This is a genomic window from Bradyrhizobium sp. STM 3557 (genome assembly GCF_045571465.1).
GTDB lineage: Bacteria > Pseudomonadota > Alphaproteobacteria > Rhizobiales > Xanthobacteraceae > Bradyrhizobium.
Genome location: NZ_CP120697.1, coordinates 4847632 through 4869027, shown reverse-complemented (window position 1 = coordinate 4869027; position 21396 = coordinate 4847632). Strand labels below are relative to the sequence as shown.

Here is a 21396-nt window from a genome sequence, read left to right as displayed (position 1 = left end):
CAAGCAAGAAGACGAACAGGCCTACATGGACGCGTAGGCTCGCCTGAATGCGATGGCACCGGCGAGGGATCGTGGACGGGTCCGCACAGCATGGCCATCATTGCCGCTGCGAACGATCCATTGGCCATTCTCATGGCCGACGATCGTGCCGACGTGATGACGCCACACCACGATCGTTCCGACCGAAGGACCGCCGGCGCTCACGCCATAGTGAGCCCAGGATCTCGCGAGATTATATTGCGGGCCGGGATCCTGGCCTACTTGAGTACGCATATACCATCCGCACCACGCGGACGGACGTCCTAAATGCGCATGTTGTGAGTGGTGCCTGAAATGAGGATGATGAGTTCGTGCTTCCGCACTGGACGCAAATGCGCATAGCAATGCTACACCAGCGACGAGCTTACGCATGTACGGATGTCCTTCGTTGCTGTTGAGGGAAAGAGCGTCGCAAAAACGCGACCAGACGTTGTGCCGCATGGAAAAGACGATCAGACGTCGGCGGCATGGATCGGAATAGCTCCGACGAATTGGGTTTAAGAAGTCACAAATGGCCAAAATATGGCAAGGGGCAGATGTTTAGATAGGCTGATTTTGCCGAGGGGCAGCAGTGCTCACGAAACTCATTAGTACGATTTGTTAGTTAATATGCCAACGGCCTCGTCGCATTGAACTAAAGCTCGACATCCGCCCTGAACGGCCCCTTACGACACAAGAAGTGCTTGTCCGAGCGATGAACAAGGGTAACAATCTTGGTGCGTTTGCATCAATTGGACGCGGCAAGGCAAGTGAGGCAGAGTACTTGCCTGCTTCTCAGAAGGCAGATCGATTGAAAGCAGGAAGATCAGGGACGGCGTGGCGGCACGCCAATGTGGGGCGCCTGCTCAACAATGCCGTGGCGCGTTTCGAAGCTCGTGTGCTCGAACTGATGAGCGACAGCGGGCATGTCGAGACGCGAATGGCGCATATCAGTCTGACCCGTAACCTGGATGTGGAAGGGACACGTCTCACTGAGCTTGCCCGGCGTGCGTCGATCAGCAAACAGGCGATGGGTGAACTGGTCGATCAATGCGCGGCACTGAAATTGGTGGACCGCGTCGTGGACCCCGATGACCGGCGCGGCCGGATCGTCAGGTTCACGCCAGCAGGGCTGAAATGGCTCGACGCGTTCCGGCGTGCGGTCGATCTCGCCGAGAAGGAAATGCGCGCAGAGTTGGGCAGGGCGACGATGGACGCTCTGCTCAGAGGGCTGGCGATCTATGGGGCGGATTTCGACACCCTGGCGGATCGAGATGGTAAGGTTACTTGACGATATCGTCAGGCATCGTTATGATCAACGTTGATGCCAAGAGGGAGACACGTCGTGGGGCCGCCTTCGCAGGCCGCTGTGCTCATCGTGGGCGGCGGGCCTTGCGGCTTGATGCTGGCAAACGAGCTCGGCCGCCGTGGCGTTTCCGCCGTCCTGGTGGACGAAAAGCCGGGCACCGCGTTCAATCCGCAAGCGAATGCAACCCAGGCCCGCTCGATGGAGTATTATCGCCGGCTTGGGTTCGCTGACGAGATCAGGCAGGCCGGTCTGCCCGCCGACTATCCGACCGATGTCGCCTATTTCACGCGCTACGCCGGCTACGAGCTGGCGCGCTATCGACTGCCGCCCTCCGGCCGCGCCGGCGACCTGATCAAGGCGCTCTCCGGCTCCTGGAGCGCGGCCGAGCTGCCCCATCGCGTGTCGCAGAAATTCGTGGAAGCGGTGCTGCGGCGTCAGGCGCAGCGGCTCCCCGGCATCCGGCTCCACTATGGCCATAAGCTGATCAGTTACGCCGAGGATGAGGGTATCCTCGCGGAAATCGAGCGCCTGGATGACGGCCGCCGCATGCAGGTCCGAGCGGACTTTCTGATCGGCGCCGATGGGCCGCGATCGATGGTCCGGCAGTCGCTCGGTATCACCTATGGTGGGGAAACCGGGACCCAGCGCGATTTCATGGGCGGCCGGATGCTGGCGGTCTATCTCCGTTCGCCCGGCTTCTACGCGCGCATCCCGCATGCGAAGGCGTGGATGTATAATTGCTTCAATCGCGATCGCCGCGCCTTCATGGCCGCCGTGAATGGACGCGATGAATTTGCGTTCCACACCCAGCTGCGGCCCGGCGAGGATGCGAATGCGATCACCGCGACCGAGGCGAGGGTCGCGTTCCAGCGCGCGTGCGGCACGCCGGTCGGCTGCGAGGTTCTGTCCTTCCAGACCTGGACTGCGGGCCACGCACTCGTCGCTGATAGCATGCAGAAGGGCAGGGTGTTCCTCGGCGGCGACGCCGCACATCTGTTCACACCGACGGGCGGGCTCGGCTACAACACGGCCATTGAGGATGCGGTCAATCTGGGCTGGAAGCTTGCAAGCGTGGTCAAAGGCATCAGCCCGGCGGCGCTCCTTGACAGCTATGAGGTGGAGCGGCGCCCGGTGGCGCTGCGCAACACCGATCATGCGCGGCGCTTTGCCGACTCGCTCGGCCGGTCCACACCTGCGCCTGAGATCGAGGACGACAGCGAGGCAGGCTCTGAAGCGAGGAGGGCGGCAGGAGCCTACCTCGAGCAACACGCGCGGGCCGAATTCAACATTCCCGGGATCACGTTTGGTGGGCGCTACGATGGCTCGCCCGTCATTATTTCAGATGGCAGCCTACCGCCGCCGGACTCTGCGAACGTCTATGTGCCGAGCGCCTGTCCAGGCGGCCGTGCGCCACATGCTTGGCTGGCGGACGGCATTTCATTGTACGATCTGCTCGGCTTCGAATGGACGCTACTGCAGTTCGGCGAGGTCGCGTCTGCCGATCTGCTGATCGAGGTTGCGCAGGCGTGGGGCGCCGATCTCGAGCTCGTTCAGCTGCCCCGCAGCTTACGCGATCTCTACGAAGCCGATCTTGCGCTCATCCGTCCCGATCAGATCGTCGCCTGGCGCGGCAGCGCATCACAGGCCGCAACGCTCGTCGACGTTTTTGCCCGTGCGCTCGGCCGCGGCGCGAACTAGCGATCAGTCTGTTTCAGCCGGCCTGCCCGACAGTCTGCCGATCCGATTCGCGGATTTCGCGACTGCGGCCAATCGCGCGGTTTTTCCGCAAAACCGCGCGAGATCAGGGAACTCCGGTCTGACACATGGGTTGGCTTGCATTGTCCATCCACTCAGGAGCTTCATCATGAAGAAGACCCAGCTCGCGCTTGCGTTACTTGTGGCCTCCGGCCTTGCCGCCGCTCCCTTTGCTGCAGAAGCGAAATCGCACAAGAAACATCACTCGATGTCCTCGCAGACCACGACGGGCGCCAACATGAAGTCCGGGACCAGCGCCAATCCATCCAGTGAAGGCAATGTGGGTCCCGGAACCAACCAGGCCGGCAGCATGTCCAAGGGCATGGGCAAGTAAGCTTCGCTGTTAGGTGCGACTGGAAGCCCCGCGATCCGGGGCTTCCTCGATTCCTGGCGGCCGCATCAGCTCGCCAGCGCGCCCGATGCGTCAGCCGCTCATTTGAGCCGCATTGGTCAGGAGAGCGGCGACCCGCTGGATCTCGGGGAGCGCCGATTTTTCGAACGCCTTGATATCCATGCGGCTGGCATCGATGGTCAGACTGACGCCTGCGATGATGGACTTATCCTGACCGAGGACCGGAGCCGCGAGCGTGCGAAGGCCGTAGGCATTTTCGCCATCGGAGACCGCATAGCCCTGCTTGCGCACCAGCTCGAGCCGCACCAGCAACGCCTTCAGATCGGTCAGCGTGCGCTCCGACAGCTTGATCCTTTCAGTGGCTTCGAGCCGCGCAATCTGCTCGGCTCTCGGCAATCCTGCCAGCATGACATGGCCAAGCGCGGCAGCGTAGGCCTTGATGCGGCTACCCGGCCGGCGATCGATCTTGTGGCGGTCGAGACCGGCGCTCACGCGGGCGAGATAGATCACATCGCTGCCGTCGAGAACGCCGAGCGAGGCGGCATCGCCGAAGGCGGGTACCAGCTCGCGCAAGAGCGGCTCGGCCTGGCCGCGCAAGTTTCCTGCTGAAAGCGCGGTGTAGCCGAGATCGAGGCACTGCAAGCTGAGCCGGTAGTGTCGGGTCGTTGTATTCGCATGCAAATAGCCGAGCTTCACGAGCGTCTGCACCAGGCGGAATGCCGTACCGCGATCGAGCGCGGCCCGTTCGGCGATCTCTGTGATCGTCAGCTCGAAATCCTCCGCCGTGAAACATTTCAGCACCGCGAACGCTTTCGCGACCGAGTTGACGAAGTTCTTGGGATTGTCGGCGGGCGGCGCGGTCTTGGCCAAGATCGATTTTCCTCAAAAAACTGATGCGAACGACGTTACGGCTGACAACAAGCTGACGCTGCTTGTGAATTCCTGCTGGCCCGGATGCAGCATTGATAGCAGATGGCGCCCAGCGGCCGCACCGCTTTTGATGGTCGCTTGACGCGCCCGGCTGTCATGTCTAATCACGCGGTTAACCGATTTACAACATTTGTTCGGATTCCGATCAAGCTCGATTTTCCGAATGCCGTGGAGGAGCTCTCGTGAACGTTCAGCCCAAAGGTGTGTTCTGCGCGGCGTTGACGCCGCTCGAGGCGGACCTCGCACCCGACCACGCCGTCTTCGTGCAGCATTGCCGCCACTTACTGGACGAGGGCTGTGATGGCATCGCGCTGCTTGGTACCACCGGAGAGGCGAATTCGTTTTCGGGTGCGGAGCGGAGAGGGCTGCTGGAGAGCGCGGTTCGCGGCGGCATCGCTCCGTCGCAGCTCCTGCCCGGTACCGGCGTCCCGGCGCTGACCGAGACCGTCGAGCTGACGAAGCACGCAATTGCGCTCGGCGTCACCACCGTCGTGATGTTGCCGCCCTACTACTACAAGGACATTACCGACGAGGGCCTGTACGCCTCCTACAGCGAGGTGATCCAGCGCGTTGCCGATCCGCGTCTGCGGATCGTGCTCTATCATATCCCGCAGATGTCCCATCAGCCGATCCCCCATGCGGTCATCGCGCGATTGCGCGCGCAATATCCGGCCAGCATCGTCGGCATCAAGGATTCCTCCGGCGATTTCGCCAACATGACGGCGATGATCGAGACATTCCCCGGCTTCGCGGTGCTGGCGGGCGCCGATCCGCTGCTGCTGCCGCTGCTGCAGAATGGAGGTGCGGGCTGCATCACCGCAACTTCGAACCTGGTGGCGCGCGATCTCGCTTATGTATTTCGTCATTATAAGGATGGCGATGCCGCGCTCGATGCGGCGCAGCAGCGCATTGTCAGCGCGCGTCAGCAGGCGTCAAACTTTCCGCAGATCGCGTCGTTGAAGACGCTGCTTGCGCAAAAGACCGGCCAGGTCGGCTGGCGCCGGCTGCGGCCACCGCTGCTGCCGCTCACGCAGGAGCAGGCCAACAAGCTGCTGGCCACGGATCAGGCCGAGCAAGCCGTCGCATGACGAACGAAACGGAGCTCGGTTTGCTGGACGCGCTCGCCGGCCTGATCGGCGATCGCCGATGTTATCGGGCCCGGCGCCGACCAGGAGCCTTATGTGGTCGATTGGCGCAGTCGCTATCACGGTCGTGCCAGCGCCGTCGTCAAGCCCGGTTCGACGCAAGAGGTGGCGGCGGTCGTGAAGCTGTGCACCGAGCGCGGCAAGACCTGCCTGGTCGGCGGCATGCTGACAGCATCGATCGTTGCGCTCGCGGCGATCGTACCGGCGACATGGCCGCGATCGGCTCCTGTCGATCTCCTATGCGGGCCTCGCGTTCGCCGGCGCCAACATCTGGACGCTGCCTGGCGATGTCGCGCCGACGAAGGCGCATGTGGCCTCGATCGGTGGCATCCAGAACTTTGCGTCCAACATCGCGGGCATCGCGCTGACGACCTTCACCGGGGTGATGGTCAGCCTCACCAAGGGCTCGTTCTTTATTCCGCTGGCTGTCGCGGGCGGTATCAGCATTCTCGGCGCCGCGTCCTATCTCTTCATCGTCGGCGAGATCGCACGGCTTCGCCCGCGTGATGAGGACGATGGAATGCTGGCGGCGGAGCCGTCGAAGAGTGTAGCGTAGCTTCCCGAAAGGACCCGATCGCTCATGCCATCTCTTCGCCTTCTCGCCGACGATCTCTCGGGCGCGCTGGATACCGCCGCCGAATTCGTCGGCGTCTACGGACCGTTCGAGGTAACATGGGCGGACGGGGTGCCGTCGCAACATCCCGCTTGTCTCGCGATCGATACAGGCACGCGCGAGAAGAGCCCGGCACAGAGCGTGGCTGTGGTCGAGCGCCTCGCGCCGCTGCTTTGTGAGGGCACCATCGCCTACAAGAAGGTCGATAGCCTCTTGCGCGGCGCGTGGGCGGCCGAGCTTGCCGCCTGCCTGCGCGCTGGATCCTGGGCATCCTGCGTGATTGCGCCGGCCTTCTCCTATCAGGGGCGTCTGACACGCAACGGCCAGCAATATGCGCGCGCGCCCGACGGCAGCTGGTCGCCGGTCGGCGATCATCTGCTGGCGCAACTCGCAGCCGCAGGTCTCGATGCGCAACCCGGGCGCTACGATGTCGAGCTGACATCCGGCGTTCACGTGTTCGATGCCGAGAGCGACGACGATCTCGACCGCGTCGTCGCGCTCGGGCGCCGCGCGCCGCGGCCAGTTCTCTGGTGCGGCAGCGGCGGGCTTGCCGGCGCGCTCGCGCGCGGCAGCGATCCCACAGCGTCCTCGCATTTGCGCAAGGCCGTGCTCGGATTGTTCGGCTCGGACCAGCCCATCACGGCCGCGCAGCTCGATGCTTGCGGCTCGGCCGTGGTCGCGCTCGCAGACGCCGGTGATGGCAGCGCCGAGCTCGTTCGCCGCAAGCTCGATCAGGAAGGCGTTGCCCTGGTGAGGTTCGATCTCGCTGCCGGGTTGTCCCGCGACGAAGCCGCGCAGCGTATCGCCGGCTTGATGGACAAGCTGACCGCGGTGCTCGCGCCGCCGGGCACGCTGATCGTCGCCGGCGGCGAGACCCTGCGCGCGCTGTGCCTTGCGCTCAATGCACGCGCGCTCGAGGTCACCGGCAGGATCGTCCCGGGACTGCCGCGCTCGACACTTCAAGGCGGTCGCTGGGCCGGCGTCGAGGTGATATCGAAGTCCGGCGCCTTTGGCGCGCCTGATCTGTGGCGCACTCTGCTCCGCGACAATCAATTGATTAGCGAAAGAAGCCATCCATGACTCATCCGCATCTCGCCGTCACGATGGGCGATCCCGCCGGCATCGGTCCTGAAATCATCGTCAAGGCATGCGAGAAGCTGCGTCAGCGGATCGAAACCGGCGACCTTCGGCTTCTGATCATCGGCAGCGGCGCCGCGCTGAAGAATGCCGCAGTGCAACTGGGCGCGACTGTCGATATTCCCGAGGTGCGTGTGACGGATACCACATGGCCGAACCTGTGCTTCCTGCAGGCTGACGATGAAGCGGAGCCGATCAGGCCAGGCGGTCTGTCGGCCGATGGCGGACGCTTTGCGTTCAAGGCGGTCGAGCAGGGCGTCCGGCTGACCCAGGCCGGGCGCGCGAGTGCCATCGTCACGGCGCCGCTGAACAAGGAAGCGCTCAACAAGGCCGGCTATCATTATCCCGGTCACACCGAGATGCTGGCGGAGCTGACCGGCGTCAAAGGCTCTGTCATGATGCTGGCCCATGGCAACATGCGGGTGAGCCACGTCTCCACCCATGTGGCGCTCGAGGATGTTCCGAAGCGGCTGACGCCTGAGCGCTTGCGCCATGTCATCGATCTCACCGACGAGGCGCTGCGCGGCCTCGGCATTGCGAAGCCGACAATCGCGGTCGCGGCGCTCAATCCGCACGCAGGCGAAGGCGGCCTGTTCGGCCGCCAGGACATCGACGTCTCCGCGCCGACCATCGCCAAGGCCGTGGCTGACGGGCTCAATGTCGTCGGTCCCGTGCCGGGCGATACCGTGTTCGTGAAGCTGCGTGCCGGTCAGTTCGATGCCGTGATCGCGATGTATCACGACCAGGGACACATCCCCGTTAAGCTGCTCGGCTTCGAGGTCGATCCCGCCACTGGCCGCTGGCAGGAATTGTCGGGCGTCAACATCACGCTTGGACTTCCGGTCATCCGCACTTCGGTCGATCACGGCACGGCGTTCGACATCGCCGGCAAAGGCATTGCCAACGAGCGCAGCCTGATCGAAGCGATCGAATACGCCGAACGCCTCGCAGCGGGTCGCGCACGCATCTGACATTCTCCAGACAAAGGACATCATGACCAATCTATCTGCGACGATCGAGATCATCCGCCCTGAAGCGATCGAATTCGGATCCGGCGCCATCAATGCAGTGGCGCGCTTTGCACGCGCCAAGGACATCCGGCGGCCGCTCGTCATTGCGGATGCGTTCAACGCTGCTCGTGTCGATCTGCTGGGGCTTCCCCGAGAGGTCACGGTGTTCGGCGAGGTCAAGCCGGAGCCAGACGTGCCCAATCTGGAGAAAGCGCTCGCGGTGGCGCACGCGGCGCAGCCGGATCTCGTGCTCGGATTTGGCGGCGGCAGCGCGATGGATCTCGCCAAGCTCGTTGCCGTGCTCTGCACCGGTGATCAAACCCTCGCTGACGTTGTCGGCCCCGACAAGGTCGCGGGTCGCAGCGTCGCGCTGGTGCAGGTGCCGACCACGTCGGGAACCGGCAGCGAAGGCGGCATTCGGGCGCTGGTCACCGATCCCGTCACGCGCAGCAAGCTCGCGGTGCAGAGCCGCTTCATGCTCGCCGATCTCGCGGTGGTCGATCCTGATCTCACCATGAGCGTTCCGCCGCAGGTCACGGCTGCGACCGGCGTCGATGCGCTCGCGCATTGCGTCGAGGCGTTCACCAGCCGCAAGGCGCATCCGGCGATCGACCTCTATGCGATCGAGGGCATCCGCCTGGTCGGCCGTCATCTGGCGCGCGCGGTGAAGGACGGCTCGGACCGTGAAGCACGCGCAGGCCTGGCGCTTGCCTCGCTCTATGGCGGCTTCTGCCTCGGCCCGGTGAACACGACGGCTGGTCATGCGGTCGCCTATCCGCTCGGGACGCGCCACAACATCCCGCACGGCCTTGCGTGCGCGGTGATCTTTCCCCACACGCTGGCGTTCAACATGCCCGCGGTGCAGGACAAGACTGGTGCCGTGCTGCAGGCGCTCGGTGCGAGCGCTATGACCGATCCAGCCGCTGCGTTCGAGATCGCGTATCGGTTCTGCACGGATCTCGGAATCGAGATGCGGCTGTCTGCGCTCGGCGTGGCGGCCGATGATCTCGGCATCATGGCTGCTGAGGCTCATGCCATCCGCCGCCTGCTCGACAACAATCCGCGTGATCTGAGCGCGGAGGCGATCCTGAAGATGTACCGAGCGGCTTTTTAGCCCAGCGCTTTGTGCTATGGACGACTGTGTGTCACGAAACGGACAGGTCGCGCCATGGATGAGCAATCGAAGTTGGCGGAACGCATCCTCGATCAGATGGCGGACGCGATGATCTACGCCGATCACACCGGCAAGATCGCCCGCTGGAACCGCGCCGCTGCAGCGTTGTTTGGGTATTCGGCAGAGGAGGCGCTCGGCCAGAGCCTCGACCTGATCATTCCCGAGCATCTGCGGGCCGCGCATTGGCGCGGCTTCGAGGCCGCGATGACCAGCGGTGTGATGAAGCTGCAGGGCCGTCCCACGCTGACCCGCGCCGTGCACAAGGGCGGGCGCAAGCTGTATGTCGAGCTGACATTCGCGATCGTCAGTTCCGGCACAGCGAACGAGGTGCTCGGCTCGGTCGCGGTGGCGCGCGATGTGACCGAGCGCGTCGAGCGTGAGCGGGCCGCCCGGACGACCTCCTGACGGCAGCGTACTCTCAATCGGGACTGAGGATCGATGTCCAATTTCAAGGCTCCTCAAACCATCGCGGCCGCGAATGGCATCGCCGCCGACACCGCCTTTGGCGCGGTCGTGCCGCCGATACATCTGTCGACCACTTTTGCCTTTGCGGGGTTCGAGCAGCCGCGCAGCTACGAATACGGCCGCGTCGGAAACCCAAGCCGGGACCTGCTCGGTGATACCATCGCCAAGCTCGAAGGCGGCGCCGGCGCCATCATGGTGGCCTCCGGAATGGCCGCAGTCGATCTGGTCCTGTCGCGGCTGAGGCCCGGCGATCTCGTGGTCGCGCCGCATGATTGCTATGGCGGCACCTATCGTCTGCTCGGGGCGCGCCGCGATCGCGGACATTTCGATCTGTCGTTCGTCGATCAGGGGAACGGCGCCGCGCTGTCCGCCGCGCTTGATCGGAAGCCGGCGCTGGTCCTGATCGAGACACCCAGCAACCCGCTGATGCGCGTGGTCGATATCCGCGCCATTGCCTCGCGCGCCAAGGCGGTGGGCGCCAAGACCGCCGTGGACAACACGTTTCTCTCGCCGGCGTTGCAGCGTCCCATCGCGCTGGGTGCCGACTACGTCATCCATTCCACGACCAAATATCTCAACGGACATTCGGATGTGGTCGGCGGCGCCGTTGTTGCTGCCGACAAGGCCGACCTCGATGAGCTGTCCGACTGGGCCAACCTCACCGGCGTCAAGGGCGCGCCGTTCGATGCCTACCTGACCCTGCGCGGGCTGCGCACCTTGTTCGCGCGGATCGAGCGCCAGCAGTTGACCGCAGCGGCCATCGCCGAATTGCTGCAAGCCGATCCGCGTGTGCTGGCTGTGCACTATCCCGGACTTGCCTCCCATCCCGGACATGCGATCGCAAGAGCTCAGCAGGCAGGATTTGGCGCCATGCTGAGCTTCGAGCTGGCCGGCGGCATCAAGGCTGTCCGCCGCTTCGTCGAAGCACTTCAACTCGTCACCTTGGCCGACTCGATCGGCGGGGTCGAGACCCTGATCGCGCATCCCGCGAGCATGACCCACGCCGGAATGGGCGCCGAGGCGCGGCAGGCCGCAGGCATCACCGATGGCTTGCTGCGGCTGTCAGTTGGCCTCGAGGCAGAGGCCGACCTGATCGCTGATCTGAAGACGGCGCTTGCGGCTGCCGCCGACTGAGCCATCTGCGCCTGCTCTTTCACCGCAGCCTTGCCAGCCGCTACGGCTCGCGGCTCCGGAGCGGGGCGCGGCCGTCCTCGATGCCTTCCGCCAGTGTGAAGCCGCTTCGGGTCGCACAGCACGATGCGCTGCCGTCCGCCCTCCACGAGCCCCTTGCTTTCCCATGCGCTGAGAATGCGGCTGACGGTATGCAGTGTCGTGCCCGTCATCTCGGCGATGTTCTGGCGGCTGATCGGAAAATCGATCTCGATGCCGTTGTCGACCTTGCGGCCGGCCTGCTTGGCAAGCCGCAGCAGCGTATGCGCAACACGCTGTTCGACTTGTTCGTTCGAGATCTCGATGACGCGTGCCTGGGTATCCTGGAGCCGGCTGCCCACCGTCTGCAGCGCGCTGCTCGCAAGGCTCGGATAGCGGGTGATCAGCCGGGCCCATGATGCCGATGGCCAGGCGAGCGCGATGCTGTCGACGGCCGCAACTGCGGTCGCCGGATAGTGCGACAGGTTCATGGCTTGTGCGACGCCGAACAGTTCGCCCGATGACACGTAGCGCACGACGGTCTGCTGTCCCTGCGGCGTGGTCTTCTCCACGCGCAGGTGGCCGTGCAGCAGCACGAAGAACCGATTGGCTTCCGTGCCCTGCTCGAAAACGGCGGCGCCCTTCGGATAACGGATGGAGCGCGCCTCGCGCAGCAGCTCCTCCTGTTCGGCCGGGGTGAGCCCGGCGAACATCGGCAGATTGGCGACCAGCGAGCGGTCGACGGTGGTCATTGGCAAACCTCTTCTCGAAGCGCTGCGGGACACTAGCCGCTGCGAAAGCCTGTCACAACCGCCAAACTGCCGGTCGGCGGGAACCCAAAGCTTGTTGCGTTGGCGCAAAGTCCAGCCCGGCCTTGCGGTCTAGCGCAGTTGATCGGGGCAGGAGGCAAGGGTTCGCAGACGCATCTTTGCGGGACCACAAAGATGTCAAAGCCAGGCCCGCCTACGCTGCCTCCACGATATCCTTCAGTAAACCGCAGACGGCGAGCATGATCGGCAGCAGCCTCTCGAAATGGACCATGAGCTACTTCGCGATCGCGGTCGGCTGGCTGGTCGCGGCGGAGGCGCTGATGGCGGGCGGCTTCGGTTTCCCTGTCGCCGATCTCACCTCGCCCGACACGCTGGTCATCGTGCACATGGTCTGCATCGGCTGGCTCAGCATGGCGATGTGCGGCGCGCTCTTCCAATTCGTCCCGGTCCTGGTCAACAATCGCCTGTTCGCCGAGCGCTGGCAGCTGCCGGCACTGATGCTGCTCGCGCTCGGACTGCCGGTGCTGATTGCAGCTTTCATGGTGCTGGGTGGGCGACTTCCGGCGTGGCTGTGGTTGTTTCCACTCGCGGCCGGCCTGCTGATGGCGGGCTTCGCTCTCGTGGTGATCGATCTCGGTCTGACGATCTGGCGTGCCCGGCCGCCGGTCGGCCCCGCGCATTTTGTGCTGGCCGGACTCGTCTGCCTCTGCGCGGTGGTCGCGCTCGGAAGTGTCTTTGCCTGGTCGCTGTCCGGCCGTGGCGGAGAGGCACTCGATCGGCTCCTTGGATCTGGCGTGCCGCTTCATGCCATTGCCGGCCTCGGCGGGTGGCTGACGTTGACCGCCATGGGCGTGAGCTATCGGCTGCTGTCGATGTTCATGCTGGCGCCCGACATCGACGGTCGCAGGAGCGGCCTGACGCTCGCCGCGGGCGCATTTGCGAGCGCGCTGGCGGTGGCAGGTGGGCTGTGCGCCATCGCAGCGCAAGAGGGAATGGCGATCATGCTCGGCGCCGCCGCGGTGCTCGGCCTTGCCGCGCTCGCGCTGTACGGCCGCGATGTCGTTGCGCTGTATCGCAGTCGCAAGCGGCGCCAGCTCGAGCTGAACACCGAGATGGCGGCCTATGGCTTTGCGAGTCTCGCAGCCGCCGCGCTGCTCGGCATCGCGCTTGCGCTCACCGGCTCGTTCGCCGCGCATGTCGGAGCCTTCACCTTCCTCGTCGCGTTCGGATGGCTGTCCCGCCTCGTCCTAGCTCTACAAGATCGTCGCGTTCCTCACCTGGCTCGAGACCTACGGCCCGGCGATGGGGCGCGCACCGACGCCGCGTGTGCAGGACCTCGTCGCCGAGCAGCGCGCGTCGAAGTGGTTCGCCGTCTACTTCGTCAGCGTCTGGTGCGGAACCGCGGCTCTGCTTTTCGAACACGCCCTCGTGTTCCGCGGCACCGCCCTCATCATGACCGTGACGACGATTGGCATCGTTCACGAGTTGATCCGGACGCGACGCCTCACCGACGTGGCACAGAAGCTGCGACTGCCGAATGGAACGCAGATGCCGCGACTGCTGTATTCGCGAAGCTGAACCATCGAGAGGAAGATCACCCATGACCGAATTCGTTGATGTCGACGTTCGTCCGATCCTTCGTTCCGGCGGCGAGCCGTTCTCCGTCATCATGGCCGCGCTCGCGCAATTGAAGCCCGGACAGGGCCTGCGTCTGTATGCCACCTTCAAGCCAATCCCGCTGTTCGCCGTGATGGCCGACAAGGGCTTTGCGTACACAGCCAACGAACTCGACGATGGCGAATGGGAGGTGCTGTTCACGCCAGCGGATCTGGCGGATGCGCCGGTTCCGCCGTCGCAGCCGCTGGACATCTGGCCCGATCCCGTCATCCAGCTCGACAACCGCGATCTCGATCCTCCGGAGCCGATGGTCCGCATTCTCGGTGCCGCCGAGCAGCTTGCGCCGGGGCAGACGCTCTCGGCGCTGCTGCGCCGCGAGCCTGTGTTCCTGTTTCCGCATCTCGAGAAGCGCGGCTTTCGCTGGCTCGGCGGCTTCACGCCCGACGGCTCCGTTTACGAACTGACCGTGAGGGCACCGGCATGACCGATGATCTCGTTGCACGGGTGAGAGAGGCGCTTCGCGTCGTGATCGATCCGGAGCTTGGGTACAACATCGTCGACCTTGGTTTCGTCTATGCGATCACGGCCGAGCAGGGCGATATCCGTATCGTCATCACCGCGACGACCAAGGGCTGTCCGGCGACCGGGTTTCTGAAGGAGGGTGTCGCCGCCAGCGCGGCAGAGGTGCGAGGTGTGCGCTCGGTCGATGTCGTCATGACGTTCGAGCCGCCGTGGACGCCGTCCTGTATCGAGCCTGCTATTCGAAGCTCCCTCGGCTTCGCGACGGTGAATTGAGCGGGCGCGCGGATTGTCACCGTGCAATTCGACGATGTTACCAGGAGAGCCGCTGCATCCATTGGCTGACTCGGGTTCTGCAAGGCCCGGTTCGGCGCGCACTTGATTTGCGGGTTGGTCTCGTCGCAAAACGAGGCAGTCCGCATCTCGGCTCAGGCGCCGATCAACAGAACCGGGGTCCGCATGTTCGCGCTCACTTTCCTGGGAACGTCGGCGAGCGTTCCATCGGCCGAGCGCAATCATCCGGGCCTCCTTGTTGAAGCGGGAGGCGACCGCATCCTGGTGGATTGCGGCGAGGGGACGCAGCGCCAGTTGCTGCGCAGTGGCGGCGGCTTCCGAAGGCTGGATCGGCTGTTGTTGACGCACGGTCATCTCGACCACGTGCTCGGCATTCCCGGCCTGTTCTCCACGTTGCGGCTGCGCCAGAGCGCCGACATCATGACCATTCATGGCGGCCCGGACACGCTCGATATCGTGATGCGGATGCTGGCAGGCCTGTGGGGCGAGGGCAGGGCGCCAATTCCGCTGCAACTCGTTCCGCTGGCCGCCGGTCCCGTCATCGACGCCGGCGATTTCACGGTTCACTGCTTTCCGGTTCGCCATCGGGAGACGGACAGCTTTGGCTTCTCCTTCGAAAGCCGCATCCGCCGCCATCTCCTGCCGGACCGCCTGGTGGCCCTCGGCGTGCCCGATGGTTCCGTGCGCAAGGAGCTGGCGGAGGGGCGGCCGATCAAGCTCGCGGATGGCAGGACGATCGATCCCGAACACGTGCTCGGGCCGCCGGAGCGGCGGCGGAAGCTTGTCATCGTTGGTGATACGGAGACGACCGACGGCCTTGCCGATCACGTTCGCGACGCCGACCTCCTGGTGATCGAGGCCACGTTTCTCGAGCGCGACGCGGTCACCGCGCGCGAGTATGGTCATCTGACCGCGGCAAGAGCGGCTGCGCTCGCCGCCGCCAGCGGGGTCAAGCGGCTGGTGCTGACTCATATCTCTGGCCGTTACACGGAAGAGGAAATTCTGGCGGAGGCGACGAACATGTTTGCGAACAGCCGGATTGCGACAGATCTCGATCACATCGTGATCTGACCATCCCGATGGCTTTCGGCGTGCAGTTGCCATCTCCTGCGCTCTCCGCATGTATCGGCGCTTCATGCCGTCATGGCACGAAGCCGCGGTCTCGCGGCGCGCTTGGCGTCCGAGCTCTGCTGATCGTCTCGCCCTCATCGGAAAGAGGGCGCAGGGAAGGCCGCATAGGCGTTAAGATAATGCGGGCATCGATTGATATCGTCGTTTTCGAGGTGGCTCGTAGAGGTGCCGGTCCAGTACCCGTTTGCTGTGATGGAGGCGGCGGATGGTTGGTTGTGGAATGATTGCTTGTAGCAAGGACGCAATGAGTTGCTGCAAGACACGCCAAGCGCCAGGTGTCGTCAGGCGGCCTGCGTCCAGTGGGGAGAGTCCTCGAACTCGCGGACAAGCGGTTCGAGCAGCAAAATGATCAAGAGATGAGCCAGCAGGTAGGGCTTGGCGGAGCGCGGATCGGTTCCAGGCGGTGTCTTGAGGCCGATCAAACTCTTCAATCGCTTGAAGCCGAGTTCGATCCGCCATCGCAGTCTGTAAAGCGCAAGCACATCTTCGACGGTGAACTCGTCCGGCGCTAGCGAGGTGACCAGGATGACCCAATCCGCCGCTTCCAAAGTTTCTTTAGAGATGGTGCGGTTTTCGTCTTGGGCGTCTCGCCGGGCTTTACGACGCGACGCGGCAGCCGCATCGGCAGACTTCTTGACTGCGATCAGACGCATAGCCAGAGGCGCGCCGGCCTTGCGTTTGATCCAAATCGGCCGATCGATCAGTCCGCGGGCGTTCCCCGCCCGTAATTCGGCTATCAGATCGAGCGGACAGCCTTTGGCATCAAGCCAACGTGCGTTCTTCCAGCCCGCTCGGATCAAAACATCTGCACCAGCTTCGAGCACTGCCGAGATCCGATCAGGTTGTAGATAGGCGCGGTCAGCAATACGGATCTCACCCTTGACCACTGGTATGCGGTCAAACGTCTCGCCCTCTTGCTGATCTGTCAGTTCGAAATGGCCAAACCGCTCATATGGCAGATCAAATGCACTATGAATGCGCCAAAGCTCGCTGTTCTTGCGCGCAGCCGGCCCTGCCTGAGGCACTGTCGTGGCATCGATGATACGGATCAGACGGCCTCGGCTCGCCTTTGGCGCCGCCGCCGCGAGCAAGCGCTCCACAAGCACGGTAAACCAATCGCCACATTGACGCAGGCGGTAGAACAGCGCCACGCTACTCAGATTGGCAAGGCCAACAGAAGCAGCCCACGCGGCCGTCGATCTTAACCCTCTTTCACCCAGACAATAAGCCAGCATCAGCCGAAGCAACGCCACCGCATCAGGGATCCGCCGTTGCCGCACGAAAGCTTTCGTCTGGCGCGCGCTGCTCTCGAGCTGCGCAGCCCCACCTAGCTGCGTAACGACGCTCGCCCAGTCTTCGTTCAAAAGCGATCTCGTGTCATCCCATGTTCGAATCACGAACGATTCCAACACGCAAGACTAAACTTAACGCCTATGGGGAAGGCCGGGTGCCGACCGCACCCGCGGTCCGCGTGCAGCAAGAAAGCACGCGGCAGAACCACAGGTACGAGCCGGATCATCCGGCCTTCCCTGCGCGATGGCGTTACGGCTTATACGTGATCTCCCCGGGGACCGGCGTTCTTGCCCCCGTGTCGCGACAACGCGCAAGGCGCGTTGCGCTGGGCATCAGCATCGGGATGCCAGGACCACACGATTTCGCCGTGCGCATCGTGCTGTTCGTCCGCATGACGATCCATGCTGCAGCTACATGCGCCCACCGCATCCCGCACTCAACGTCCGTGACGATCGCGATGCGCCCCTCTCACCGAGGCGGGACAGGGATGGATATACACGATTTCCGAAAAAACGAAAGAGAAATCTTGCGGGCGAAAGGCCGCATGATCGGCATCGCTTTGAAGGCGAAGCCGAAATTAATGTTTTCGAGCGAGGCGAATCCGCGGTTCGAAGGGGACCCCGATCGTGCCGCGTCATGAGCAGCTGCTCAATTGCGCAGCGAGAAACTCGGGATTCCGCGATACGCAATTGCGCATCTGACATCGTGGATATTGGTGGCGTGTTCGTACGCCCGGTCATGAGCACGGACCGACAGCGTTGGTTTGCGCCTCAGCAGTCCTGCCACGTGGGGCTCGCGCTCGCCAAATGCCATCGCGTGGGCTCAGGCCGTGAACTGGTGACCGTCATGAGCAGCAAATCTTCACTTGCGTCAACGTATTCTTGCCGAGAGCCGGGCGATACTCGCGCGAGGGTTGGAGGACCAACCTAACACGATGGCAGCGTCGGATGATCCTCCCGTTAACAAGGACACGTACATCCGATCTGATCCGCGCGCCGAGACTACCAACCAGCGGCATAGTGCCCGCTATCAAGGCTCAACCGGAAGCGGGCCGTCAGTGGACCCAAAGGCAGCTTTTGATCCGGAGCGGAAAACCATCGGAATACCGCTAACTAAGCGCGCCCACGATCTCTTGTAGAGGCGGATGCCGCGACGTAACCTAAAGCTCCAAGGCGGCGAATTGCCGTTGCTTTTCGGCTGCGCGCATCGCATCGGCAGCCAAGCATTCAGGCCACTCAATAGAAGCCGCATTCTGGGGAGCAACCGCTATCGTTCACGCCGATCCTTGGTCATCTGAAACGTCGGATAACAAGGGAGGGTGTTCATGAACGGTTCAATCATCCGCGTCCTGATCGCTTTATCTGTCGCTGCGCTCGGCCCGTCCGGTATCTTCGGTGCCTATTCGGCAAGGGCCGACGACGTGCCCGACGCGCTATCGGTTGAGTGGCAAGGCAAGAAACCTTGCGAGAAACTCTTTGACGATGAGCATGTCCGTGTCGCCCGGTGCACGTTCCCCCCCCGGGGCGGTTCACGTCTGTCACTCACACCCAGGTTACCTTAGTTATGTGGTGAGCGGAGGCCAAGGACAGATCCAGGATGAGAAAGGAATACGTAAGATCAGTGTAACCGCTGGTGCAATGTTGGATGTGCCTCCGACCCCATGGCATGAGTTTGCAAACGTAGGAGACACCACCATTCAATTCGTCATCGTGGAGAAAAAATACCAACCTGTAACCCCAGTGAGTCAGACTGCATGTCCGAAAGGAACAGTGGGGCGCTCTCAATAACTGACGACAGGGATTAGGCCGCCGGCTCGCTGGTTGCGAGTCATTGACGACTGCTGTTGGCCTCAAGCGGCGGTTAAGCGATGTCTGTTATTCCGCCGCTGTCAGAGGACAAGCGGACATCTGGCGAATGGGCCGCGATCGCCGCTTTTGACCCTGGCTGTGTGAAAACGCTGTGCTTCTGTTAAGATTCTCCTGTGATTCTTGGGGGAGTCGATGAAGCGCTTCGTTGAAGAGGCGGATCGTGGGCAATGGATGCTATTGCCCGAATGCCTCGATGATTTCATTGACGAGAGTAACCCCGTTCGCGTGATCGACGTGTTTGTCGACGCACTCGATCTGGCCGAGATTGGGTTCGACGGGGTTGAGCCAGCGGCAACGGGACGGCCCTCGTATCACCCCTCGGTTCTCCTGAAGCTGTACATTTACGGCTACCTGAACCGAGTGCAGTCGAGCCGTCGGCTCGAACGGGAAGCCGGACGTAATGTTGAGGTCATGTGGCTGCTGGGTCGACTCGCTCCTGATCACAAGACGATCGCGGATTTCCGCAAGGACAATGGCCTGGCGCTTCGCAGGGTCTGTGCGCGCTTTGTCGAACTCTGTCGTGAGATGGGTCTTCTCGCAACGGCGAGTGTTGCCATTGATGGCAGCAAGTTCAAGGCCGTGAACAACCGGGACAAGAACTTCACGCGGGCGAAGGTGCAACGACGCCGTGATCAGCTGGAGGAGAGTGTCGCGCGTTATCTAAGCCAACTTGATACGGCGGACCGGCAGGAGCCGACGGAGGCGCTGGCGACGAAGGTGACGAGACTTAGCGAGAAGCTGACAAAGCTGAAGGAGGAAATGGGCAAGCTCGCTGTCTACGAGACACGAATGCTTGCTTCGCCCGACCAGCAAATCTCGCTGACCGATCCTGACAGCCGCTCGATGGCGACGAGCGGCCGTGGCTCCGGCGTTGTCGGCTATAACGTGCAGGTCGCCGTCGATACCGAGCATCATCTGATTGTGGCGCACGAGGTGACGAACAGCGGCTCGGATCGGGCGCAACTTGCCAGCATGGCCAAGCAGGCGAAGGCTGTTCTAAAGGCCGATGCGCTCACCGCCGTTGCCGATCGCGGTTACTTCAACAGCCCCGAGATCCTCGCCTGCCACGAGGCCGGCATCACGGTAACTCTGCCCAAGCCGCAGACGTCGGGAGCCAAATCAGATGGCCGCTTCGGCAAGCAGGACTTTGTCTATCTACCAGAGGCGGACGCCTATCGCTGTCCAGCTGGAGAGCAACTGCCATATCGCTTTACGGGCGAAGAAGACGGTAAGCGGATTAGGCGCTATTGGACCACTGCCTGCCAGAATTGTTCACTCAAATCCCAGTGCACGACGGGGCCAGAGCGGCGGATTCCGCGATGGGAGCATGAGCATCTGCTCGAAGCTGTGCAGCAGCGCCTCGATGCGAATCCACAAGCCATGCGCCTGCGCCGAGAGACAGTCGAGCATCCGTTCGGCACGATGAAGGCCCGCATGGGGGCGACGCATTTCCTGACCAAAACGCTTCCGAAAGTAGCCGCCGAAATGGCACTCTCTGTCCTGGCCTACAATCTGACGCGGGTCATGAACATCATGGGGATCAAGCCGCTGATCGCGGCGATCGTAGCCTGAGAAACGCCCGCGTGCTCGTGGTCAGGACGGACACCCATAAGGCCGTTTTTACACGCCCAAGACCCAACTCGGACTGACAGGCTTCTTACACATCTGCGCTGTCGGTCTCGGAGATTTGCATCCGCCCATGTGAGCCGGTTCACATCCAGCGCGCGCGTTTGATCCCATCGTCAGCTTGGCACTTTCAATGCCTTGGGGGGACTGCACACAAGGAGGGAATGCCATGAGATCAAATTACCAAATGGCAGTGGCAGTGACCGCAGGTGTCGCGATTGGCGCTCTCGCGGTTCAAGGTCTTCACGCTCAGGCAAAGCCACCGGTCTATTTCGTGGCAGAAATCGACGTGACCAACCCGGATGCGTATGCAAAGGAGTACGCTCCGAAGGCTCAGGCCATCATCAAAGCAGCCGGAGGTCGCTTCCTGGCTATCGGCGGATCCGCCGCAACTACAGGAAGAGTGACAGGATTTGATGGCGACGCGCCGAAGCGCGTGGTCGTTCAGGTCTGGGATAGTATGGAGAAAATTAGGGCCTGGCGGGCCAATCCAGAATATGTCGAGCTTCGCAAGGTTGGCGAAAAATACGCCAAATTCCGCTCGTTCGCCGTTGATGGTCTGCAGGAGTAGCTTGAATATCTGAGTTGGAGGCCGCCTCTTGCTGACGGCCTCTTCTTTAACCGGTCGAGCCGACGCGAGAGATTCCCATCGTGCATGGACAGCGGAAACGGGATCTTCGACGAGCCGAGGAGCAGGTGACGCTTCCGTCTCACAGTGGGGCAATGGACTATCGGTCTGACGCAGTGCATGAGTCCGAATCTGGACCATCTCCGACCTCGTCCGACGTCCGCTTTGATGCCGCCATTGAGGGCATAGCGGACACGTTCAAAGAGGCCAGGGCACTTCCGAAAAGGGAGAACTCCCAGCGCATCGGAGCGCGGCGGTCCAACTTTAGCGTCCGCACTTTGGCAAATCCCTGAAATAGAATTCCTTCGGTATCAAGTTGCTCGTCAACGGCCACGAACCCGCGCAGATCGGAATGCGCCCAATGATGGGCACCGGTCCCTCGCATCGTCCATGGGTCTGAGTATCGTCCGCATTGGTATCGGAAAGAGCCGCCGTTCCATGTGAGGTGCGCTTTCGGCGACGGCAAGGCCGGGCTGAAACAGATCGGCTACATCAGCACCTATGCCGAGGATAAGTTAGAAAGGCGGCGAGCGCCGGGAGTTTTGGGCATGCGCTCGCCATTGCCCCGGCAGGATGCGCTTACAACGCAATGA

At 62.9% G+C, this 21396-nt stretch carries 21 protein-coding genes and 1 pseudogene; 18 read left to right on the top strand and 4 right to left on the bottom strand.

The features are described from left to right. Nucleotides 1–21 precede the first annotated feature (21 nt). On the bottom strand, nt 22–273 hold the full coding sequence (locus P6U24_RS22330; RefSeq protein WP_407154656.1) for a hypothetical protein: 252 nt from the start codon (nt 271–273) through the stop codon (nt 22–24). 556 nt (nt 274–829) lie between these two features. On the opposite strand from P6U24_RS22330, the gene P6U24_RS22325 reads away from it, so the two are divergent. The 3 genes from P6U24_RS22325 (at nt 830) to P6U24_RS22315 (ending at nt 3416) form a co-directional block, all read left to right on the top strand. Further along, the gene (locus tag P6U24_RS22325; RefSeq protein WP_407160550.1) at nt 830–1309 is read left to right on the top strand and encodes a MarR family winged helix-turn-helix transcriptional regulator; all 480 of its coding nucleotides are present in this window, start codon (nt 830–832) and stop codon (nt 1307–1309) included. A 111-nt stretch (nt 1310–1420) separates the two neighbouring features. Further along, complete coding sequence (locus P6U24_RS22320; protein ID WP_407160549.1) at nt 1421–3025, top strand: FAD-dependent oxidoreductase; 1605 nt, start codon at nt 1421–1423, stop codon at nt 3023–3025. A 166-nt stretch (nt 3026–3191) separates the two neighbouring features. Beyond that, entirely contained in the window at nt 3192–3416 is a 225-nt protein-coding gene (locus tag P6U24_RS22315; protein WP_407154655.1) for a hypothetical protein, read from the top strand. Nucleotides 3417–3506: 90 nt separating this feature from the next. On the opposite strand, the gene P6U24_RS22310 is transcribed toward P6U24_RS22315, so the two are convergent. After that, the gene (locus P6U24_RS22310) at nt 3507–4304 is read right to left on the bottom strand and encodes an IclR family transcriptional regulator (protein WP_407154654.1); all 798 of its coding nucleotides are present in this window, start codon (nt 4302–4304) and stop codon (nt 3507–3509) included. Nucleotides 4305–4546: 242 nt separating this feature from the next. Here P6U24_RS22310 and P6U24_RS22305 point away from each other — a divergent pair, with 242 nt between their 5' ends. The 7 genes from P6U24_RS22305 (at nt 4547) to metB (ending at nt 11042) form a co-directional block, all read left to right on the top strand. Then, on the top strand, nt 4547–5452 hold the full coding sequence (locus P6U24_RS22305) for a dihydrodipicolinate synthase family protein (protein WP_407154653.1): 906 nt from the start codon (nt 4547–4549) through the stop codon (nt 5450–5452). 238 nt (nt 5453–5690) lie between these two features. After that, a complete protein-coding gene (locus tag P6U24_RS22300; protein WP_407154652.1) occupies nt 5691–6065 on the top strand; it encodes a hypothetical protein in 375 nt (124 codons plus the stop codon). Between the two features lie 24 nt (nt 6066–6089). Continuing rightward, nucleotides 6090–7202 carry a four-carbon acid sugar kinase family protein gene (locus P6U24_RS22295; RefSeq protein WP_407154651.1) on the top strand — a complete coding sequence of 371 codons (1113 nt, stop codon included), beginning with the start codon at nt 6090–6092 and terminating at the stop codon, nt 7200–7202. Beyond that, entirely contained in the window at nt 7199–8230 is a 1032-nt protein-coding gene (gene pdxA / locus P6U24_RS22290) for a 4-hydroxythreonine-4-phosphate dehydrogenase PdxA (protein WP_407154650.1), read from the top strand. The genes P6U24_RS22295 and pdxA overlap by 4 nt, the downstream gene beginning before the upstream one ends. A 22-nt stretch (nt 8231–8252) precedes the next feature. Beyond that, nucleotides 8253–9383, top strand: coding sequence for an iron-containing alcohol dehydrogenase (locus tag P6U24_RS22285; protein ID WP_407154649.1), 1131 nt, complete (start codon nt 8253–8255; stop codon nt 9381–9383). A gap of 54 nt (nt 9384–9437) precedes the next feature. Next, nucleotides 9438–9848 (top strand): PAS domain S-box protein, encoded by a 411-nt coding sequence (locus P6U24_RS22280; protein WP_407154648.1) that lies wholly within the window; start codon nt 9438–9440, stop codon nt 9846–9848. 33 nt (nt 9849–9881) lie between these two features. Further along, the gene (gene metB, locus P6U24_RS22275) at nt 9882–11042 is read left to right on the top strand and encodes a cystathionine gamma-synthase (protein ID WP_407154647.1); all 1161 of its coding nucleotides are present in this window, start codon (nt 9882–9884) and stop codon (nt 11040–11042) included. Between the two features lie 98 nt (nt 11043–11140). Here metB and P6U24_RS22270 read toward each other — a convergent pair. After that, nucleotides 11141–11809: pseudogene (locus P6U24_RS22270) on the bottom strand (Crp/Fnr family transcriptional regulator); the annotation flags it as partial. A 257-nt stretch (nt 11810–12066) separates the two neighbouring features. Between P6U24_RS22270 and P6U24_RS22265 the strand changes: the two are divergent. The 4 genes from P6U24_RS22265 (at nt 12067) to P6U24_RS22250 (ending at nt 15328) form a co-directional block, all read left to right on the top strand. Continuing rightward, nucleotides 12067–13431 (top strand): hypothetical protein, encoded by a 1365-nt coding sequence (locus tag P6U24_RS22265; protein ID WP_407154646.1) that lies wholly within the window; start codon nt 12067–12069, stop codon nt 13429–13431. Then, nucleotides 13428–13928, top strand: a complete 501-nt coding sequence (locus tag P6U24_RS22260) for a DUF2249 domain-containing protein (RefSeq protein ID WP_407154645.1) — start codon at nt 13428–13430, stop codon at nt 13926–13928. Before P6U24_RS22265 ends, P6U24_RS22260 begins: the two co-directional genes overlap by 4 nt. Continuing rightward, the gene (locus P6U24_RS22255) at nt 13925–14239 is read left to right on the top strand and encodes a metal-sulfur cluster assembly factor (protein ID WP_407154644.1); all 315 of its coding nucleotides are present in this window, start codon (nt 13925–13927) and stop codon (nt 14237–14239) included. The genes P6U24_RS22260 and P6U24_RS22255 overlap by 4 nt, the downstream gene beginning before the upstream one ends. Before the next feature lie 183 nt (nt 14240–14422). Then, on the top strand, nt 14423–15328 hold the full coding sequence (locus tag P6U24_RS22250; RefSeq protein WP_407154643.1) for a ribonuclease Z: 906 nt from the start codon (nt 14423–14425) through the stop codon (nt 15326–15328). 341 nt (nt 15329–15669) lie between these two features. On the opposite strand, the gene P6U24_RS22245 is transcribed toward P6U24_RS22250, so the two are convergent. Then, nucleotides 15670–16752 (bottom strand): IS4 family transposase, encoded by a 1083-nt coding sequence (locus tag P6U24_RS22245; RefSeq protein WP_407154642.1) that lies wholly within the window; start codon nt 16750–16752, stop codon nt 15670–15672. Nucleotides 16753–16772: 20 nt separating this feature from the next. Between P6U24_RS22245 and P6U24_RS22240 the strand changes: the two genes are divergently transcribed. The 4 genes from P6U24_RS22240 to P6U24_RS22225 all read left to right on the top strand — a co-directional run bounded on the left by P6U24_RS22240 (nt 16773) and on the right by P6U24_RS22225 (nt 20746). After that, entirely contained in the window at nt 16773–17321 is a 549-nt protein-coding gene (locus P6U24_RS22240) for a hypothetical protein (RefSeq protein WP_407154641.1), read from the top strand. Between the two features lie 841 nt (nt 17322–18162). Beyond that, nucleotides 18163–18468 carry a cupin domain-containing protein gene (locus P6U24_RS22235; protein WP_407154640.1) on the top strand — a complete coding sequence of 102 codons (306 nt, stop codon included), beginning with the start codon at nt 18163–18165 and terminating at the stop codon, nt 18466–18468. A 213-nt stretch (nt 18469–18681) separates the two neighbouring features. Further along, complete coding sequence (locus P6U24_RS22230) at nt 18682–20121, top strand: IS1182 family transposase (RefSeq protein WP_407154639.1); 1440 nt, start codon at nt 18682–18684, stop codon at nt 20119–20121. A 223-nt stretch (nt 20122–20344) separates the two neighbouring features. Further along, nucleotides 20345–20746 carry a DUF1330 domain-containing protein gene (locus P6U24_RS22225; RefSeq protein ID WP_407154638.1) on the top strand — a complete coding sequence of 134 codons (402 nt, stop codon included), beginning with the start codon at nt 20345–20347 and terminating at the stop codon, nt 20744–20746. Nucleotides 20747–21396: the final 650 nt, after the last annotated feature.

Coding starts and splice junctions, on each gene's coding strand:
- P6U24_RS22330 (WP_407154656.1), bottom strand. CDS start 273: ATGCGTACTCAAGTAGGCCAGGATCCCGGCCCGCAATATAATCTCGCG.
- P6U24_RS22320 (WP_407160549.1), top strand. CDS start 1,421: ATGCTGGCAAACGAGCTCGGCCGCCGTGGCGTTTCCGCCGTCCTGGTG.
- P6U24_RS22315 (WP_407154655.1), top strand. CDS start 3,192: ATGAAGAAGACCCAGCTCGCGCTTGCGTTACTTGTGGCCTCCGGCCTT.
- P6U24_RS22295 (WP_407154651.1), top strand. CDS start 6,090: ATGCCATCTCTTCGCCTTCTCGCCGACGATCTCTCGGGCGCGCTGGAT.
- pdxA (WP_407154650.1), top strand. CDS start 7,199: ATGACTCATCCGCATCTCGCCGTCACGATGGGCGATCCCGCCGGCATC.
- P6U24_RS22285 (WP_407154649.1), top strand. CDS start 8,253: ATGACCAATCTATCTGCGACGATCGAGATCATCCGCCCTGAAGCGATC.
- P6U24_RS22280 (WP_407154648.1), top strand. CDS start 9,438: ATGGATGAGCAATCGAAGTTGGCGGAACGCATCCTCGATCAGATGGCG.
- metB (WP_407154647.1), top strand. CDS start 9,882: ATGTCCAATTTCAAGGCTCCTCAAACCATCGCGGCCGCGAATGGCATC.
- P6U24_RS22265 (WP_407154646.1), top strand. CDS start 12,067: ATGATCGGCAGCAGCCTCTCGAAATGGACCATGAGCTACTTCGCGATC.
- P6U24_RS22260 (WP_407154645.1), top strand. CDS start 13,428: ATGACCGAATTCGTTGATGTCGACGTTCGTCCGATCCTTCGTTCCGGC.
- P6U24_RS22255 (WP_407154644.1), top strand. CDS start 13,925: ATGACCGATGATCTCGTTGCACGGGTGAGAGAGGCGCTTCGCGTCGTG.
- P6U24_RS22250 (WP_407154643.1), top strand. CDS start 14,423: ATGTTCGCGCTCACTTTCCTGGGAACGTCGGCGAGCGTTCCATCGGCC.
- P6U24_RS22240 (WP_407154641.1), top strand. CDS start 16,773: ATGTTCGAATCACGAACGATTCCAACACGCAAGACTAAACTTAACGCC.
- P6U24_RS22235 (WP_407154640.1), top strand. CDS start 18,163: ATGAGCATGTCCGTGTCGCCCGGTGCACGTTCCCCCCCCGGGGCGGTT.
- P6U24_RS22230 (WP_407154639.1), top strand. CDS start 18,682: ATGAAGCGCTTCGTTGAAGAGGCGGATCGTGGGCAATGGATGCTATTG.
- P6U24_RS22225 (WP_407154638.1), top strand. CDS start 20,345: ATGAGATCAAATTACCAAATGGCAGTGGCAGTGACCGCAGGTGTCGCG.